Below are 17,911 nucleotides of genomic sequence, written 5' to 3'. Positions count from 1 at the left end.
GGTTGTGAGTAATTTGCCACTCGATTTTTCCGACAATGTTTTCCAGCCTCTGGCCGCGCGTATGCGGCCAGAAAATCTTGCGCAGTATATTGGCCAGCAGCACTTGTTAGGGCCGGGTAAACCGCTACCTAAAGCGATTGAAGCAGGCCAGTTGCATTCGATGATCCTCTGGGGGCCTCCGGGAACAGGAAAAACGACACTGGCGGAAGTCATTGGGCGTTATGCTAACGCCAATGTCGAACGTATTTCTGCGGTTACCTCTGGTGTAAAAGAAATTCGCGAAGCCATTGAACGGGCAAGGCAAAACCGCCATGCAGGCCACCGTACTATCTTGTTTGTTGACGAAGTCCACCGCTTTAACAAAAGCCAGCAGGATGCATTCCTGCCGCATATTGAAGATGGCACGGTAACCTTTATTGGCGCGACAACGGAAAATCCTTCTTTTGAGCTAAATTCCGCACTGCTTTCCCGGGTCAGGGTGTATTTATTAAAATCGCTGACGGCTGCCGATATCGAGCAGGTACTGTTGCAGGCCATGAATGACAGTGAGCGGGGCTATGGCGGGCAAAATCTCGTTTTGCCCGATGATACCCGCCAGGCAATTGCTGAACTGGTGAATGGTGATGCACGTCGCGCACTGAATACGCTGGAAATGTTAGCGGATATGGCACAAACCGATGCCAGCGGTAAACGCATTTTGACAGCCAGTTTGTTACGCGAAGTTGCCGGTGAACGTAGCGCCCGTTTTGATAACAAAGGCGATCGTTTTTACGATTTGATTTCTGCATTGCATAAATCTGTCAGAGGTTCTGCGCCAGATGCCGCCCTGTACTGGTATGCGCGTATTATTTCAGCTGGTGGTGACCCACTGTATGTTGCACGCCGTTGCCTGGCTATTGCTTCAGAAGATGTTGGTAATGCTGACCCGCGAGCCATGCAGGTTGCGATTTCAGCGTGGGATTGCTTTACCCGGGTTGGCCCGGCAGAAGGTGAGCGGGCAATTGCTCAGGCGATTGTTTACCTTGCGTGTGCACCGAAAAGTAATGCGGTTTATACGGCGTTTAAGGCGGCAATGCATGATGCCCGGGAGCAACCTGATTACGACGTACCGGTACATTTGCGTAATGCGCCAACCCGCCTGATGAAAGAAATGGGGTATGGTGAAGAGTACCGTTATGCACACGACGAAACAAATGCTTATGCTGCTGGCGAAAACTATTTCCCACCAGAAATGGCACAAACGCGCTATTATCGCCCTACCAACCGTGGGCTCGAAGGCAAAATTGGCGAAAAGCTCGCCTGGCTTGCTGAACAGGACAAAAATAGCCCTATAAAACGCTACCGCTAATGCGGTCGTTGCGGTAAGGTTATCAACACTGCCCGTGATGCGTTTCACGGGTTTTTTTCTCAAATTCAATTCGATAAAAAGCACAGGATAAGCATGCTCGATCCCAATCTGCTGCGTAATGAGCCAGACGCAGTCGCTGAAAAACTGGCACGCCGGGGCTTTAAGCTGGATGTTGATAAGCTGCGTGCGCTTGAAGAGCGCCGTAAAGTCTTGCAGGTAGAAACAGAAAATCTGCAGGCAGAACGTAACGCACGATCGAAATCCATCGGCCAGGCGAAAGCGCGTGGGGAAGATATTGAGCCATTACGCCAGGAAGTGAACAAGCTTGGTGAGGCACTGGATAAGGCCAAAGTTGAGCTGGAAACACTGCTGGCAGATATTCGTGAATACGCTCTGACCATTCCTAACCTGCCTGATGACTGTGTTCCTCAGGGTAAGGACGAGAACGACAACGTGGAAGTGTTCCGTTGGGGCGAGCCACGTCAGTTTGATTTTGAAGTTCGTGATCACGTTACTTTAGGTGAAGCGCTGGGTGGTCTGGATTTCGCTGCGGCAGTAAAACTGACCGGGTCACGCTTTGTGGTCATGAAAGGGCAGGTTGCCCGCATGCACCGTGCTCTGAGCCAGTTCATGCTTGACCTGCATACAGAGCAGCACGGCTATAGCGAAAATTATGTCCCTTACCTGGTTAACCACGACACGCTTTATGGTACCGGGCAGTTGCCAAAATTTGCCGGTGACTTATTTCATACCCGCCCGCTGGAAGAAGAAGCAGACAGCAGTAATTACGCGCTGATCCCGACTGCCGAAGTGCCGTTGACTAATCTGGCGCGTGACGAAATTCTGGATGAAGAATCTCTGCCTTTGAAAATGACGGCGCATACGCCATGTTTCCGTTCAGAAGCAGGCTCTTATGGCCGTGATACGCGTGGTCTTATCCGTATGCACCAGTTTGATAAAGTCGAAATGGTGCAGATTGTTCGCCCGGAAGATTCAATGGACGCTCTGGAAGAAATGACAGGCCATGCAGAGAAAGTTCTGCAACTGTTGGGCCTGCCTTACCGGAAAGTATTGTTGTGCTCCGGGGATATGGGCTTCAGCGCCTGTAAGACTTATGATCTTGAAGTCTGGATCCCGGCACAGAATACCTACCGTGAAATCTCTTCCTGCTCTAACGTATGGGATTTCCAGGCGCGTCGCATGCAGGCTCGTTGCCGTAGCAAAACAGAGAAAAAACCACGCCTGGTACATACGCTGAATGGTTCTGGTCTGGCTGTTGGTCGTGCGCTGGTGGCCGTGCTGGAAAACTACCAGCAGGCAGATGGCCGTATTCAGGTACCGGAAGTATTACGCCCTTATATGCGTGGCCTGGAATATATTGGCTAATCAAGCCTGCACTATATTCTGATGCCAAACTCAGTAAAAAAGCGCCTGCGGGCGCTTTTTTTATGGGAAACGTAGCGGTTAGCAGGGCATTACAACGTGCAGTACATCCAGGTTGTTGAATGGGTACTCTTGCCATCGGTATCCAGTGCAAACCCGGGCGTCATTCCGGCAACCTTAAAACCGACTGAACGGTAAAGCGCTTCTCCGGCAGCACCAGTGCGGGTATCCAGTGTCATCAGCGTTTTTCCCTGCTCCCGCGCATATTGCATGATGTGGTGCATCATTGCACGCCCCAGCCCACAACGCCGGGCCCCTGGGTGCACAATCATTTTAGCGACTTCACACCGGTGTGGCTGGTTGGGCGGCATTCGGGTAATCAACTGAACTGTCCCCAGCAGGTTACCATCCAGCAAAGCGGCAAAAAGTGCCCGCCCACCTGATTCAACATCAGGTTTTACATTTTCAAGCCAGAATTGCCATGCATCCTGTTGGCTGAATGGGCTAATAAAACTGATGGATGCGCCTTGTGCCACGCTCTCAACCAGCAGGGAGGACAGTGGTTTGAGGTGCTGTTCAAGCTCTGAACCATCAAGTCGTAATAAAGCGATTGTCACTACATGCTCCTTTTCGTCATGGCGATAATGTACCGTGCTGGTTGATTGTGCGTTTTGAATTGTGAACTGCCATACAGGCGATAGCGCAGGCAGTCGCCTTCATGCAGCAGATGCGGGGTATTTTCAATCGTCAACTCCAGTGTGCCAGATAACATCACCAGGTGATGCTCGTGGCCTGCAAAGGCAGGGTGTGCGTAGTGAATACACTGGTTTGCCTGCAGGTTACCTTCGATAATTTCCATACCGAGTTCACCACCTGGCGGCGAAACAATACGGCGCAGAAAACCCTTGTCAGTATCTTCCCAGGTTGTTTGGCTGGCGCGGCGGATAAGTGGCGTAAAAGTTTGCTCCAGCGGTGCAAGCAGTTGCGATATGGGCAGGGCGTAGGTACTGGCAAGTCGCCCCAGAGTATCCGCTGTCGGGCTGACTTCCCCATTTTCTATACGTGATAAGCTCGCGCGGCTGACGCCACACTGTTCAGACAATTGTTGCAGGGTTAAACCGCGCGCGACACGCAAGTTTCGCAGTGCTATTGCCAGTGCCTGCCCTGAGGAGTTATCCATCGTTTTTCATCTCACTATCTCTTTTATGAGAAAATATCCCTTAAATGAGATTTTTGCAACGAGAAAAGTTAACTGCAGTGGTTATCTATTTTCGCTCCGGGTGGAAACGGTAGTGCGTGTTTGCCTGAGCAAAACATACTCTGGAATGGGTAAAATCAGGGAAGAAGCAAGGGAAATAATTCCATGAAATTTTTGATATCATTCTTTCCGCTGTTTTCTATTTTTTTAAATAAAAACAGTATTTTACTTTTAATTTAAAAAACTAACCATGTACTTATCATAAGTAATCTGAATTAATGGATTATTCTTGTGCATCCGCGGTTTTCAGTGATATTGACTTTGTTTTTTTCAGTGGCATGATGCGCTCACTTTGTGGCCTCCCTCACGGTTTTACTTTAATGCGTACCTATTCTCGCCCAGTGCAATTGTTGCTTTGTGGGCTACTTTTGTTGACTCTGGCGATTGCTGTTCTGAACACGCTTGTTCCGCTTTGGCTTGCTCATGATCAATTGCCTGTCTGGCAAGTCGGCGTTGTCAGTTCCTCCTATTTTTCCGGGAATTTACTGGGTACGGTACTGGCAGGATGGTTGATTAAACGTCTGGGATTTAACCGCAGCTACTATCTTGCCGCGATTATTTTTGCGATTGGCAGTGCGGGTCTCGGCCTTACAGTCGGCTTTTGGTCATGGTCTGTCTGGCGCTTTATCGCCGGCATTGGTTGCGCACTGTTGTGGGTGGTTGTTGAAAGTGCACTGATGTGTAGTGGGACTTCGGCTAATCGTGGCCGCCTGTTGGCCGCATACATGATGGTGTATTACGTTGGAACCGTAATCGGGCAATTACTGGTCAGTAAAGTGGATACGGCGTTGCTCAGTGTTCTGCCGTGGGCTGTGGCTCTTGTATTATCCGGTATACTGCCACTGTTGTTTACCCGCATTACGGCGATGGAAAATATTAACCACCAAAGTACTCCGGTATTTAGCATGTTGCGGTTGCGCCAGGCACGCCTGGGTGTTAACGGTTGTGTCATTTCTGGGGTGGTACTTGGTTCACTGTATGGCTTAATGCCACTGTGGTTGAACCACCAGAACTATACTGATTCGCAAACCGGTTTCTGGATGGCTCTGATGGTGAGCGCCGGTATTGTAGGGCAGTGGCCGGTTGGCCGCCTTGCAGACCGCTATGGGCGTTTGCTGGTTCTGCGCGTACAGGTGTTTATCGTTATTATTGCTTGTGTCGCCATGTTGTCTCAGGCTGCACTGGCTCCTGCTTTGTTTATCCTTGGCGCTGCCGGGTTCACCCTTTATCCGGTTGCTATGGCCTGGGCGTGTGAGCGTGTCGCTCCGCATCAGTTGGTTTCAATGAACCAGGCATTACTGCTCAGCTATACGGTTGGCAGCCTCCTTGGGCCGACATTGACTGCAATGCTGATGCAACGTTTCTCCGACAGCTTGCTGTTTATTACTATTGGTACTGTTGCGTTTATCTACTTGCTGATGTTGCTGCGTAAGGCAGGAAAACATCCAACGCCTGTTGCTCATGCGTGATCAACCCGCCCTCAAGACAAAAAAGCCTCTGCAATGCAGAGGCTTTTTTTATACCCACCGGAGTGATTCCGCTTGTGGCTTAAAAGGCTGTTATCCGTGTTTGTGAAAGCGTGTGTGCCAATAGGGGTTCAGTACATCACTTTGTGCCCGTATTGCTCCAGAATCCCTTTTACACGATCCATGGTCTCTTTCTTGGGTGGCTTGATGCCATCGAGCTTATACTCTTCGCCCATCGCCACCCATTTGTGTTTGCCTAACTCATGGTAGGGCAGGAGTTCTATTTTCTCTACATTGCCCATATCGCGGGTGAATTCCCCCAGGCGGTGAGCAGAGTCATCGTCGTCTGACCAGCCAGGAACCACCACATAGCGAATCCAGGTGTTAATCTTACGTTTGGCAAGATAACGAGCGAACTCCATTGTCCGGTGGTTAGAAACACCAACCAGATTCTGGTGAATGTCGTCATTGATTTGTTTTAAGTCGAGCATAACGAGGTCGGTGACATCCAGCAGTTCGTCAATCACCGGGTCGTAACGCCTTACAAAGCCATTGGTATCCAGGCAGGTGTGAATGCCTTCTTTTCGGCATTCCCGGAACCAGTCGCGCACAAATTCAGCCTGGAGGATAGCTTCACCGCCAGATGCAGTTACGCCACCGCCTGAAGCATTCATAAAATGGCGATAAGTAACCGCTTCTTTCATTAAGTCTTCAACGGTGACTTCTTTACCACCGTGGGTGTCCCAGGTATCACGGTTATGGCAGTAAAGGCAGCGCATCAGGCAGCCCTGGAAAAAGGTGATAAAGCGAATGCCCGGGCCGTCGACCGTACCACAGGATTCAAAGGAGTGAATGCGACCAATTACTGACATTGCGATGTATTCTCCCGTTCGGGCCTGAAATATTCAGGCGCGTTTAGCGTGGTCAATCCGTAGAACGCCACGTCGAGTCTGTTTTGCGAGCTGGCCTTAAGCAGAGTCAGCTTGCAAAACGGGCTCACAGAGGAGGTGCGGTTTACAAGAAAGGCCCCACCAGAGTGGAGCCTTTATTTTATACCCTTCATCTTCCAGGTTGTAGTCCCGCCGTTACTTTATCCTTCCCGGCATTACCGGGAAGGGGAACGACTGGCCTGGAAGGCGAAGCCTCAGCCATTACATGGACTGGGTGAAGGTACGGGTGATAACGTCCTGCTGCTGTTCTTTAGTCAGAGAGTTAAAGCGTACAGCGTAACCAGAAACACGGATGGTCAGTTGCGGATATTTTTCCGGATTTTCCATCGCATCAAGCAGCATTTCACGGTTCATAACGTTAACGTTGAGGTGCTGACCACCTTCAACAGACGCTTCATGGTGGAAGTAACCATCCATCAGGCCTGCCAGGTTAGTTTTACGCACTTCATCATCTTTACCCAGAGCATTCGGAACGATAGAGAAGGTATAAGAGATACCATCTTTCGCGTAAGCGAACGGCAGTTTAGCAACGGAGGTCAGAGAGGCAACAGCACCTTTCTGGTCACGGCCGTGCATTGGGTTAGCACCAGGACCGAACGGAGCGCCTGCACGACGGCCATCCGGAGTGTTACCCGTTTTCTTACCATAAACAACGTTAGAAGTGATGGTAAGGATAGACTGAGTCGGAATAGCGTTGCGGTAGGTATTCAGTTTCTGAATTTTCTTCATGAAACGTTCAACCAGGTCAACAGCCATGTCATCAACACGCGGGTCGTTGTTACCGAACTGCGGGTATTCACCTTCGATTTCGAAGTCGACAGCCAGACCGTCTTCGTCACGGATAGGTTTAACTTTGGCGTATTTGATTGCAGACAGAGAGTCAGCTGCAACAGACAGACCAGCGATACCACAAGCCATGGTGCGGATAACGTCACGGTCATGCAGAGCCATCAGAGAGGCTTCGTAGCTGTATTTGTCATGCATGTAGTGGATTACGTTCAGAGCGGTGACATACTGTTTTGCCAGCCAGTCCATGAAGTGATCCATACGGTCCATAACTTCGTCGAAGTTCAGAACGTCGCCCTTCAGCGGTTCAGTTTTCGGACCAACCTGCATTTTCAGTTTTTCATCAACACCGCCGTTGATGGTATACAGCAGAGTTTTAGCCAGGTTAGCACGAGCACCGAAGAACTGCATTTGTTTACCAACGATCATCGGGCTTACGCAGCAAGCGATAGCGTAATCATCGTTGTCAAAGTCAGGACGCATCAGGTCATCGTTTTCATACTGAACAGAAGACGTGTCGATGGAAACTTTTGCAGCGAATTTTTTGAAGTTCAGAGGCAGTTTTTCAGACCACAGGATGGTCATGTTCGGTTCCGGAGACGGCCCCATGGTGTACAGGGTGTTCAGGAAACGGAAACTGGTTTTGGTAACCAGAGTACGGCCATCAAGACCCATACCGCCCAGAGATTCAGTTGCCCAAATCGGGTCGCCAGAGAACAGTTCATCATACTCAGGAGTACGCAGGAAACGAACCATACGCAGTTTCATCACCAGGTGGTCGACGATTTCCTGTGCTTCTTGTTCGTTCAGGCGGCCAGCTTTGATATCACGTTCGATGTAGATATCCAGGAAAGAGGATACACGACCGAAGGACATTGCAGCACCGTTCTGTGATTTAACGGCAGCCAGGTAACCGAAGTAGGTCCACTGTGCAGCTTCACGAGCGTTTGCAGCCGGAACAGAGATATCGCAACCATATTTAGCTGCCATTTCTTTAATTTGGCCCAGGGCGCGATGCTGTTCAGCGATTTCTTCACGCAGACGAATGGTTGCTTCCAGGTCTTCGCCGTTTTCCAGTTTGGATTGCAGAGAAGTGAACTGAGCAAATTTGTCTTTCATCAGGTAGTCGATACCGTAAACGGCGATACGACGGTAGTCACCAATGATACGACCACGACCATAAGCATCAGGCAGACCAGTCAGGATGCCTGCTTTACGGCAACGCAGGATGTCCGGAGTGTAAACATCGAACACGCCCTGGTTGTGAGTTTTACGGTATTCAGTGAAGATTTGTTTCAGGCGAGGATCCAGCTGGCGGTCATACGCTTTGCAGGAGTTCTCGATCATTTTGATGCCGCCGAACGGAATCAGACCACGTTTCAGCGGAGCGTCAGTTTGCAGGCCAACAACTTTTTCCAGACTTTTGTTGATGTAACCAGCATCGTGAGAAGTGATGGTGGAAGCTACATTGGTATCAAAATCAACAGGCGCGTGAGTGCTGTTCTCGATTTTGATGCCTTCCATGACTTTGTCCCACAGCGCGGTAGTCGCGTCAGTCGCACCGGCCAGGAAAGCTTCGTCGCCTTCATACGGGGTGTAGTTTTTCTGGATGAAGTCACGTAAGTTGACCCCATTCTGCCAGTCACCTTTTGCAAAACCTTCCCAGGCTGTGGCTAATTTTTCATTAAGCTCGGACATGTAACACCTACCTTCTAATGTGGATTTCTTATTTACTGCTTAGCATTGACATTAATGCTTGTCGCCGCCACGCAGGTAAATTACCCAGTACGTCAATCCAACTAACAAGCCACCGCCAATAATGTTACCTATTGTTACCGGGATAAGATTATCAGTGATGAAATGCATCACAGTCAGATGAGGAAATTGTTCCGGAGTCAGGCCAACAGCAGACCAGAATTCCGGGCTGGCAAAGTTACGAACCACGATTCCCATCGGGATCATGAACATATTTGCAATACTGTGCTCGAAGCCACTTGCGACGAACATCGCTACCGGTAATACCATAATGAACGCTTTATCCATCAGGCTACGACCAGAATAGCTCATCCAAACAGCCAGACAGACCATCAGGTTTGCCAGGATGCCAAGGCAAACAGCCTCAACAAAAGTATGATGTAATTTATGGTCTGCGGTCTGGAGTACATTTAACCCCCAGGCACCATTAGCGGTCATGTATTCACCGGACAGCCACATCAGCAATACAAAGAGTAGTGCACCAACGAGGTTACCGACATAAACATTTAACCAGTTACGGGCCAGTTGACCCCAGGTGATGCGCCCGCTTGCCTTAGCAACAACAATTAACACGGTTGAAGTAAACAGATCCGCGCCGCAAATGACACACAGGATAAGCCCCAATGAGAAGCACACCCCGCCTATCAATTTTGCAACACCGAACGGCATACCTGCGGTGCCAGTGGTTGCGGTTATATAAAAGACAAACGCAATTGAGATAAAGACACCCGCAGTAATCGCTAAATAGAAAGTTGTTAGCGGATGTTTAGTTGCTTTATAAACACCTGCATCTTCGGCAACTTTTGCCATGGCAGGTGGAAGTAAAAGATCAAAAGGGTTGTCAGCTTTCACACTAACTCTCTCTTAATTAATTCGGCGAGATGATACTAACAAAGCATTATAGAGTAGAATTTGATATGGATCATAACCCGCCAGTGTAATAGACCCGAAAACCACATGGATTCTTGCGGAAAACGGCATAACGTTATGAATTCAATGATAAAAATTTTTTTTAAATTTTACAAATAGTTTTGAATTTTCTTTTAAAACCCCCTGATCCGCGTTAAAGAATCTGCCATAAATAAGTCAGATTAGTTACATATTATTCTGTGAGGATATATTTTGGTTACTCAATATTAACCAATGTGCTACATATTAATAGGAATTAGCACAATAAAAAAGCGGGGCAAAAAAGTTGCCCCGTAATATAGCCTTTCGTTATCGCTGCGCCTACAGGCAAAAGCATTATTTATCCTGCTCACTCCACCAGAGCTGTTTAGCTTTTTGTAGCTTTTGGTAGGCTGCCAGTAATGACTGGTGTGCGGGCAAGGCTTCCAGGTCTTTATCTATCACAGGAAGGCCGTAGAAGGCTGATTCACCTGATAGTGCCGCCTGAGCATGAGCCAGTGCTTCTGCACCGTACATGCGAGTAAACGCGGACTGATATTGCGCCGGGTCACGCTCTTCTTCATGTGCAAGCAACAATAATGTCTGCAGGCAACGGTAGTAGTTAGCGCGCTCTGCGCTGAATATGGATGCGTTGAATTCCATTGTCCATTCAGTCCAGATTAACGCCTGCTCCAAAGACCCACCGGCCAGTGCCAGCATCGCTTTCAGCTCACCAATACGCAGGGTATACCAGCCATTTTTATTGCCAGTCGCCAGGCCTAACAACTCACGCACACGGGTGAAATCATCCAGACCCTCGTCGTCAAGTTGCTCAATCAGTGCCAGATATTCTTCCGGTTGCAGCCTGCTGCCAGGCAACGACATGATAGTTTCCCGTAAATGGCTGCCCATATTGTTGTTCGCCAGCCACAAATCTTCAGCCGGGTAGATATCAGACATCCCCGGAACCAAAATACGGCACCCATAAACCCCAAGGTGTTCATAATCGGCGATGTAGACTTCTTTGCCTTCAGTCTGGAAGATAGCCATCAGCGTGGCGAATTCTTCGTCGGTGGTGCCTTTAAATGACCAGTCGACGAACGGGTAATCAGCATCATCTTTAAACAGATCCCAGGAGATCAAACCGCTGGAATCGATGAAGTGTGTTTCCAGGTTGGCGTGCTCACCCACTTCTTCATCATCAAATGTTGGTGGGGTGAAGACATCGAGATCTTTCAGGCTGCGGCCCTGGAGTAATTCAGTAACGGTACGTTCCAGTGCAACACCAAAGTCTGGGTGCGCACCGAATGAAGCAAAACAGGTGCCATTAGCCGGGTTAAACAGCACCACACAGATGACCGGGTATTTTCCACCCAGAGAGCCGTCATATGCAAAGATAGGGAAACCTTCCGCTTCCAGTTTGGCAATGGCTTCCACCACGCCCGGGTAGCGAGCCATTACCTCATCAGGAATAGCTGGCAGGCTAATAGACTCGGCAATGATACGGTTTTTAATATGGCGCTCAAATACTTCAGATAAACCCTGAACACGCGCTTCATACCGGGTGTTGCCTGCTGACATCCCATTAGAAACATACAGGTTACCAACAATGTTCATTGGGATGTAAATCGTCTGGTCGTCGGACTGACGGGTGAAAGGCAGAGCGCAGATTCCCCGGTCGCCATTACCGGATTGCAAGTCAACCAACTGGCTGGCAGTCAGTGCCTGATCCGGATCATAAAAGGCACGCAGGTGTGTATCGAGGATCCCTTCAGGTAATTCATCATCATCCGGCAGAGGAAACCACTTCTCGTTGGGATAATGAACGAAAGGCCCATTAGCGATGGTGTCGCCTAACCAAAAGTCAGCGAAAAAGTAGTTGGTGGAAAGGCGTTCAAAATATTCCCCCAGCGCAGAAGCGAGAGCCGCCTTGCGGGTTGCACCTTTCCCATTGGTAAAACACAGTGCACAGTCTTTGTCGCGAATATGCACAGACCAGACATGAGGAACAGGATTAAGCCATGAGGCTTCTTCAATATTGAACCCCAGATCGGTCAATTTTTGCTGGAAGCGGGAGATAGAGTCTTCCAGGGCGGCATCTTTGCCGGGAATATAAGTTTGAGTCATGGTGTCCACTTTGTTCGTACGAAAAGGGCGCAATGATACGTTTTTTCCTTTTCCTGTGCTACGGATATGCCACAGCGCAAGGAAATCATCTTGAGTATGAACACAAAAAGTTTACTCATCTATAACATGCTGATTGCGTCACGGGTGTGACAAATAAAAAGATAAAATTATCAGTCATACAGTATTTTCCCGAGTAATCTGCCGACCAGTGCTGGTCTGATGTTATCTGGCCTGCTGGAATAACCATTGCAGCATTGCCACGTGAGTGATAAAACCGGAGTCACAGGAAAAAACGATTGCTTTTATGTGGTGAGGGGAAATGACTCAGGTCTATAACTTTAGTTCTGGCCCGGCAATGTTGCCGGTAGATGTACTTCGTCATGCACAACAAGAATTGTGCGACTGGCAAGGGCTCGGCACGTCAGTAATGGAAGTCAGCCATCGTGGTAAACCATTTATTCAGGTGGCTGAAGAAGCAGAGAAGGATTTTCGCGACTTGTTGCAAATCCCCTCCAACTATAAGGTTCTCTTCTGTCACGGCGGTGGTCGTGGCCAGTTTGCAGGCGTACCGCTGAACATTCTGGGTGATAAATCCACTGCGGATTACGTCGATGGCGGTTACTGGGCCAGTAGCGCAGTAAAAGAAGCCAAAAAATACCTCACCCCCAATGTGATTGATGCGAAAGTCACTGTTGATGGCAAACGTGCGATTATCCCAATGCGTGACTGGCAATTGTCCGACAACGCGGCCTATCTGCACTATTGCCCCAATGAAACTATCGATGGTATTGCCATTGATGAAACGCCTGATTTTGGCCCGGATGTTGTGGTTGCAGCGGATTTCTCTTCAACCATTTTGTCTCGTCCTATTGATGTCAGCCGTTATGGCGTTATCTATGCTGGTGCGCAGAAAAATATCGGCCCTGCTGGCCTGACTCTGGTTGTCGTGCGTGAAGACTTGCTGGGTAAAGCCAGTAAAGCCTGCCCGTCTATTCTGGACTATTCCGTTCTGAACGAGAATGACTCCATGTTTAATACACCGCCTACTTTCGCCTGGTACCTTGCAGGCCTGGTCTTCAAATGGCTGAAAGAGCAGGGTGGCGTGGCTGCAATGGATAAAGTGAATCAGCAGAAGTCTGACTTACTCTACGGTGTGATTGATAACAGCGATTTCTACCGCAACGATGTCGCTGCTTCAAACCGTTCTCGTATGAATATTCCGTTCCAACTGGCGGACAGCAAACTGGATGCTTTGTTCCTTGAAGAATCCTTCGCAGCCGGGCTGCATGCGTTGAAAGGCCACCGTGTAGTGGGGGGCATGCGCGCTTCTATTTACAATGCAATGCCACTGGCTGGCGTACAGGCACTGACTGATTTTATGGTGGATTTTGAACGCCGCCACGGTTAATCATCGTGTTTAATTCCTTGCCCCGTACCGCTTGGTGCGGGGTTTCTGCTTATTTTGTTTTTTGTTGAGAGCTTTACCTCCATGCTGGAATCCCTGACGTTACAACCCATCGCCCGGGTAGACGGAACCATTAACCTGCCAGGTTCTAAAAGTGTCTCTAACCGTGCATTGTTGCTGGCTGCACTGGCGCAAGGCACCACGGCGCTGGCAAACCTGTTGGACAGCGATGATGTACGCCATATGCTCAATGCGCTTAGCGCACTGGGTGTGCAATATAAGTTGTCTGCTGACCGTACCCATTGTGAAGTGACTGGTTTGGGTGGCCCACTGAAATCCGCCGATGCTCTCGAACTTTTTCTGGGAAATGCGGGTACAGCAATGCGCCCATTAGCGGCAGCATTGTGCCTTGGCAACAATGACATTGTGCTGACAGGCGAACCACGCATGAAAGAGCGCCCGATTGGGCACCTGGTCGATGCCCTGCGCCAGGGCGGAGCCAAAATTTCCTACCTTGAGCAGGAAAATTACCCACCGCTGCATATTCAGGGTGGTTTTTCTGGGGGCCAGGTGGAAGTGGATGGCAGCGTTTCCAGCCAGTTCCTTACTGCATTATTGATGACTGCTCCGCTGGCCGCTCAGGACACCGTCATTACTATTAAGGGTGAACTGGTTTCTAAGCCTTACATTGATATCACGCTGAACCTGATGCAGACTTTTGGTGTGATGGTCGAAAACCAGCAATATCAAACATTTGTTATTCGTGGCGGGCAAACTTACCAGTCTCCGGGTAAATACCTGGTCGAAGGGGATGCATCTTCGGCATCTTATTTCCTTGCTGCAGCTGCCATTAAAGGTGGAACTGTTAAAGTTACCGGTATTGGCCGCAACAGTGTTCAGGGGGATATCCGGTTTGCAGATGTGCTGGAAAAAATGGGGGCTGAAATAACCTGGGGCGATGATTTTATTGCCTGTACCCGCCGTGAACTCCATGCCATCGATATGGACATGAACCATATTCCCGATGCCGCGATGACGATTGCGACCGCCGCGTTATTTGCGCAGGGTACCACCACACTGCGCAATATTTACAACTGGCGTGTGAAGGAAACTGATCGCCTTACGGCTATGGCTACAGAATTACGTAAAGTAGGTGCTGAAGTGGAAGAAGGGCATGATTTTATTTCAATCACCCCACCAGCCCAACTGACCTTTGCGGAAATTGGGACATACAATGACCACCGTATGGCAATGTGTTTCTCACTGGTTGCGTTGTCTGATACGCCAGTGACTATCCTTGACCCCAAATGTACGGCGAAAACCTTCCCTGATTACTTCGAACGCCTGGCCAGTATCAGCGAATTAGCCTGATAATAATATGTGCCGCCAAAGTGGTGGCACATACTTCTTCTGGCAGGCCCATTCTCAAAAAACGCGTTATTTTCTCCTGAGGGTAACAGTCTGCGGCGATGCGGCGTATAATGCGCGGCGTTTATGCTAACGGCCTGTCACTCGTTACGAAGGAGAATACTATGACGCCACACGTTCCCGTAATTACCATCGATGGCCCAAGTGGCGCGGGTAAAGGAACTCTGTGTAAAGCGATGGCTGAAGCATTGCAATGGCATTTACTGGATTCCGGTGCGATTTACCGTGTCCTCGCACTGGCCGCGTTACATCATCATGTCGATACTTCCAGTGAAGAAGCGTTGGTTCCGCTGGCTGCGCATCTGGATGTTCGCTTTTTGTCTGTCAACGGCAACCTTGAAGTGGTGCTGGAAGGCGAAGATGTCAGTGGTGAAATCCGTACTCAGGAAGTTGCCAGTGCGGCCTCCCAGGTTGCTGCGTTTCCCCGCGTGCGCGAAGCATTATTGCGCCGCCAGCGTGCATTTCGTGAAGCGCCAGGTCTGATTGCGGATGGCCGGGACATGGGAACAGTGGTATTTCCTGACGCACCTGTTAAAATTTTCCTTGATGCTTCGTCGGAAGAACGTGCTTTGCGCCGTATGCGGCAGTTGCAGGATAAAGGGTTTAGTGTTAACTTTGAACGCCTTTTGGCCGAGATAAAAGAACGCGATGACCGTGATCGCAACCGGCCTGTCGCGCCTTTGGTACCCGCTCAGGATGCATTATTACTGGATTCAACCCAGATGAGCATCGAGCAAGTGATTGAAAAGGCGCTGGAATATGCACGTGAAAAACTGGGGAGTGTGTAAACTTCCTGTTTTTGCGCAAGCATCAGAATTGTAGTACCTGCGGCAATGGAGTGTTCGCGGGCATGTTAAACAACCCCATCCGGCATGGAGCCAGGTGGACGTTAAATAGAAGATCCTGAAGATTATCAACATGACTGAATCTTTTGCTCAACTCTTTGAAGAGTCCCTGAAAGAAATCGAAACCCGCCCGGGTTCCATCGTTCGTGGCGTTGTTGTTGCTATCGACAAAGACGTAGTACTGGTTGACGCCGGTCTGAAATCTGAGTCTGCCATTCCGGCTGAGCAGTTCAAAAATGCCCAGGGCGAACTTGAAATCCAGGTTGGTGACGAAGTCGACGTTGCTCTGGATGCAGTAGAAGACGGCTTCGGCGAAACCCAACTGTCTCGTGAAAAAGCAAAACGTCACGAAGCATGGCTGATGCTGGAAAAAGCATACGAAGAAGCTGCCACTGTTACTGGTGTTATCAATGGCAAAGTCAAGGGCGGCTTCACTGTTGAGCTGAACGGCATTCGTGCGTTCCTGCCAGGTTCACTGGTTGACGTACGTCCTGTTCGCGACACTCTGCACCTCGAAGGCAAAGAGCTTGAATTCAAAGTGATCAAGCTGGATCAGAAACGCAACAACGTTGTTGTTTCTCGTCGTGCCGTTATCGAATCTGAAAACAGCGCTGAACGTGATCAACTGCTGGAAAACCTGCAGGAAGGCATGGAAGTTAAAGGTATCGTTAAGAACCTCACTGACTACGGTGCATTCGTTGATCTGGGCGGTGTAGATGGTCTGCTGCACATCACTGATATGGCATGGAAACGCGTTAAGCATCCGAGCGAAATCGTGAATGTTGGCGATGAAATCACTGTTAAAGTTCTGAAATTCGACCGTGAACGTACCCGTGTATCTCTGGGTCTGAAACAACTGGGCGAAGATCCGTGGGTTGCTATCGCTAAACGTTATCCGGAAGGTACTAAACTGACCGGTCGTGTAACCAACCTGACTGATTACGGCTGCTTCGTAGAAATCGAAGAAGGCGTTGAAGGTCTGGTACACGTTTCTGAAATGGACTGGACTAACAAAAACATCCATCCGTCTAAAGTTGTTAACGTTGGTGATGTTGTTGAAGTTATGGTTCTGGATATCGACGAAGAACGTCGTCGTATCTCCCTGGGCCTGAAACAGTGCAAGGCTAACCCGTGGCAGCAGTTCGCAGAAACCCACAACAAAGGCGATCGCGTTGAAGGTAAAATCAAGTCTATCACTGACTTTGGTATCTTCATCGGCCTGGACGGTGGCATCGACGGTCTGGTTCACCTGTCTGACATATCCTGGAACGTTGCAGGCGAAGAAGCTGTACGTGAGTACAAAAAAGGTGACGAAATCGCCGCTGTTGTTCTGCAGGTTGACGCAGAACGTGAACGTATCTCCCTGGGTGTGAAACAACTGGCTGAAGATCCGTTCAACAACTACGTTGCTGTGAACAAGAAAGGCGCTATCGTGACTGGTAAAGTCACTGCAGTTGACGCAAAAGGTGCTACAGTTGAATTAGCTGATGGCGTTGAAGGCTATCTGCGTGCTTCTGAAGCTTCCCGTGACCGCGTTGAAGATGCTACTCTGGTTCTGAACGTTGGTGATGACGTTGAAGCGAAGTTCACTGGCGTTGACCGCAAAAACCGCGTAGTAAGCCTGTCTGTTCGTGCGAAAGACGAAGCTGACGAGAAAGATGCAATTGCTTCTGTTAACAAACAAGAAGACGGCAACTTCTCTAACGCAATGGCTGAAGCGTTTAAAGCAGCTAAAGGCGAGTAATCGACCTTTCTGCTTAATCAGGGCGGCTTCGGCCGCCCTTGTTCAATGTAGCTGTAAACATTTTTCCTGATGGAAACCGGAGGAAACATGACCAAGTCAGAATTGATAGAAAGACTTGCCGGCCAGCAATCTCATATTCCAGCCAAGGCTGTAGAAGATGCGGTTAAAGAAATGCTGGAACATATGGCTTCTACCCTCGCGCAGGGGGAGCGTATTGAAATCCGGGGGTTTGGCAGCTTCTCATTGCATTACCGCGCACCACGCACCGGGCGTAATCCTAAAACTGGCGATAAAGTGGATCTGGAAGGAAAATATGTTCCCCACTTCAAACCAGGCAAAGAGCTACGTGACCGCGCCAATATTTATGGCTGATTTGCCTTACAGGCTTAATTAGTTCGCACAGGCGGCACCTCAGGGTGCCGTTTGTTTTATCTGTTTGTTACCGCCATTGGTCCTGCCCGGCGTTGAGCCTGGGTTCTTCATGCTGTTTCTGCAGCGAGCCTCGCACCAAATCCCCCCTGTTACTGC

The 17,911-nt window shown here is 49.4% G+C and carries 14 protein-coding genes; 8 read left to right on the top strand and 6 right to left on the bottom strand.

Annotated elements, in window-relative coordinates; genetic code table 11:
- Window positions 1-4 precede the first annotated feature (4 nt).
- Together DES37_RS08380 and serS are read left to right on the top strand one after the other, a co-directional pair.
- Complete coding sequence (locus DES37_RS08380; RefSeq protein WP_110025509.1) at window positions 5-1,348, top strand: replication-associated recombination protein A; 1,344 nt, start codon at window positions 5-7, stop codon at window positions 1,346-1,348.
- 93 nt (window positions 1,349-1,441) lie between these two features.
- Window positions 1,442-2,734 carry a serine--tRNA ligase gene (gene serS, locus DES37_RS08375; protein ID WP_036107733.1) on the top strand — a complete coding sequence of 431 codons (1,293 nt, stop codon included), beginning with the start codon at window positions 1,442-1,444 and terminating at the stop codon, window positions 2,732-2,734.
- 89 nt (window positions 2,735-2,823) lie between these two features.
- Here serS and DES37_RS08370 read toward each other — a convergent pair whose 3' ends face one another.
- Both DES37_RS08370 and DES37_RS08365 read right to left on the bottom strand, forming a co-directional pair.
- Window positions 2,824-3,348: a GNAT family N-acetyltransferase gene (locus tag DES37_RS08370; RefSeq protein WP_110025508.1), complete on the bottom strand. Its 525-nt coding sequence runs from the start codon at window positions 3,346-3,348 to the stop codon at window positions 2,824-2,826.
- A complete protein-coding gene (locus DES37_RS08365) occupies window positions 3,348-3,911 on the bottom strand; it encodes a helix-turn-helix domain-containing protein (RefSeq protein WP_110025507.1) in 564 nt (187 codons plus the stop codon). The genes DES37_RS08370 and DES37_RS08365 overlap by 1 nt, the downstream gene beginning before the upstream one ends.
- 398 nt (window positions 3,912-4,309) lie before the next feature.
- On the opposite strand from DES37_RS08365, the gene DES37_RS08360 reads away from it, so the two are divergent.
- Complete coding sequence (locus DES37_RS08360; RefSeq protein WP_110025562.1) at window positions 4,310-5,458, top strand: MFS transporter; 1,149 nt, start codon at window positions 4,310-4,312, stop codon at window positions 5,456-5,458.
- 128 nt (window positions 5,459-5,586) lie between these two features.
- Here the strand turns inward: DES37_RS08360 and pflA are convergent, their stop codons facing one another.
- The 4 genes from pflA to ycaO form a co-directional block, all read right to left on the bottom strand.
- Complete coding sequence (gene pflA / locus DES37_RS08355) at window positions 5,587-6,327, bottom strand: pyruvate formate lyase 1-activating protein (RefSeq protein WP_110025506.1); 741 nt, start codon at window positions 6,325-6,327, stop codon at window positions 5,587-5,589.
- Window positions 6,328-6,606: 279 nt separating this feature from the next.
- Window positions 6,607-8,889: a formate C-acetyltransferase gene (pflB, locus tag DES37_RS08350; RefSeq protein WP_110025505.1), complete on the bottom strand. Its 2,283-nt coding sequence runs from the start codon at window positions 8,887-8,889 to the stop codon at window positions 6,607-6,609.
- Window positions 8,890-8,940: 51 nt separating this feature from the next.
- Window positions 8,941-9,798, bottom strand: a complete 858-nt coding sequence (gene focA, locus DES37_RS08345; protein ID WP_036107749.1) for a formate transporter FocA — start codon at window positions 9,796-9,798, stop codon at window positions 8,941-8,943.
- 393 nt (window positions 9,799-10,191) lie between these two features.
- Window positions 10,192-11,961 (bottom strand): 30S ribosomal protein S12 methylthiotransferase accessory factor YcaO, encoded by a 1,770-nt coding sequence (gene ycaO / locus DES37_RS08340; protein ID WP_110025561.1) that lies wholly within the window; start codon window positions 11,959-11,961, stop codon window positions 10,192-10,194.
- Between the two features lie 319 nt (window positions 11,962-12,280).
- Here ycaO and serC point away from each other — a divergent pair, with 319 nt between their 5' ends.
- The 5 genes from serC (at window position 12,281) to ihfB (ending at window position 17,755) form a co-directional block, all read left to right on the top strand.
- Window positions 12,281-13,369, top strand: coding sequence for a 3-phosphoserine/phosphohydroxythreonine transaminase (serC, locus tag DES37_RS08335; RefSeq protein ID WP_110025504.1), 1,089 nt, complete (start codon window positions 12,281-12,283; stop codon window positions 13,367-13,369).
- Between the two features lie 84 nt (window positions 13,370-13,453).
- Window positions 13,454-14,737 carry a 3-phosphoshikimate 1-carboxyvinyltransferase gene (aroA, locus tag DES37_RS08330; protein ID WP_036108716.1) on the top strand — a complete coding sequence of 428 codons (1,284 nt, stop codon included), beginning with the start codon at window positions 13,454-13,456 and terminating at the stop codon, window positions 14,735-14,737.
- 161 nt (window positions 14,738-14,898) lie between these two features.
- Complete coding sequence (gene cmk / locus DES37_RS08325; protein ID WP_064599982.1) at window positions 14,899-15,582, top strand: (d)CMP kinase; 684 nt, start codon at window positions 14,899-14,901, stop codon at window positions 15,580-15,582.
- Window positions 15,583-15,712: 130 nt separating this feature from the next.
- The gene (gene rpsA, locus DES37_RS08320) at window positions 15,713-17,383 is read left to right on the top strand and encodes a 30S ribosomal protein S1 (protein WP_036107757.1); all 1,671 of its coding nucleotides are present in this window, start codon (window positions 15,713-15,715) and stop codon (window positions 17,381-17,383) included.
- Between the two features lie 87 nt (window positions 17,384-17,470).
- Window positions 17,471-17,755, top strand: a complete 285-nt coding sequence (ihfB, locus tag DES37_RS08315) for an integration host factor subunit beta (protein ID WP_036107772.1) — start codon at window positions 17,471-17,473, stop codon at window positions 17,753-17,755.
- The last annotated feature ends 156 nt before the right edge of the window (window positions 17,756-17,911 follow it).

It is taken from the genome of Mangrovibacter plantisponsor (assembly GCF_003182475.1).
GTDB lineage: Bacteria > Pseudomonadota > Gammaproteobacteria > Enterobacterales > Enterobacteriaceae > Mangrovibacter > Mangrovibacter plantisponsor.
The sequence above is the reverse complement of the archived record's forward strand: the minus strand, read 5'-3'. Positions and strand labels throughout refer to the sequence as shown.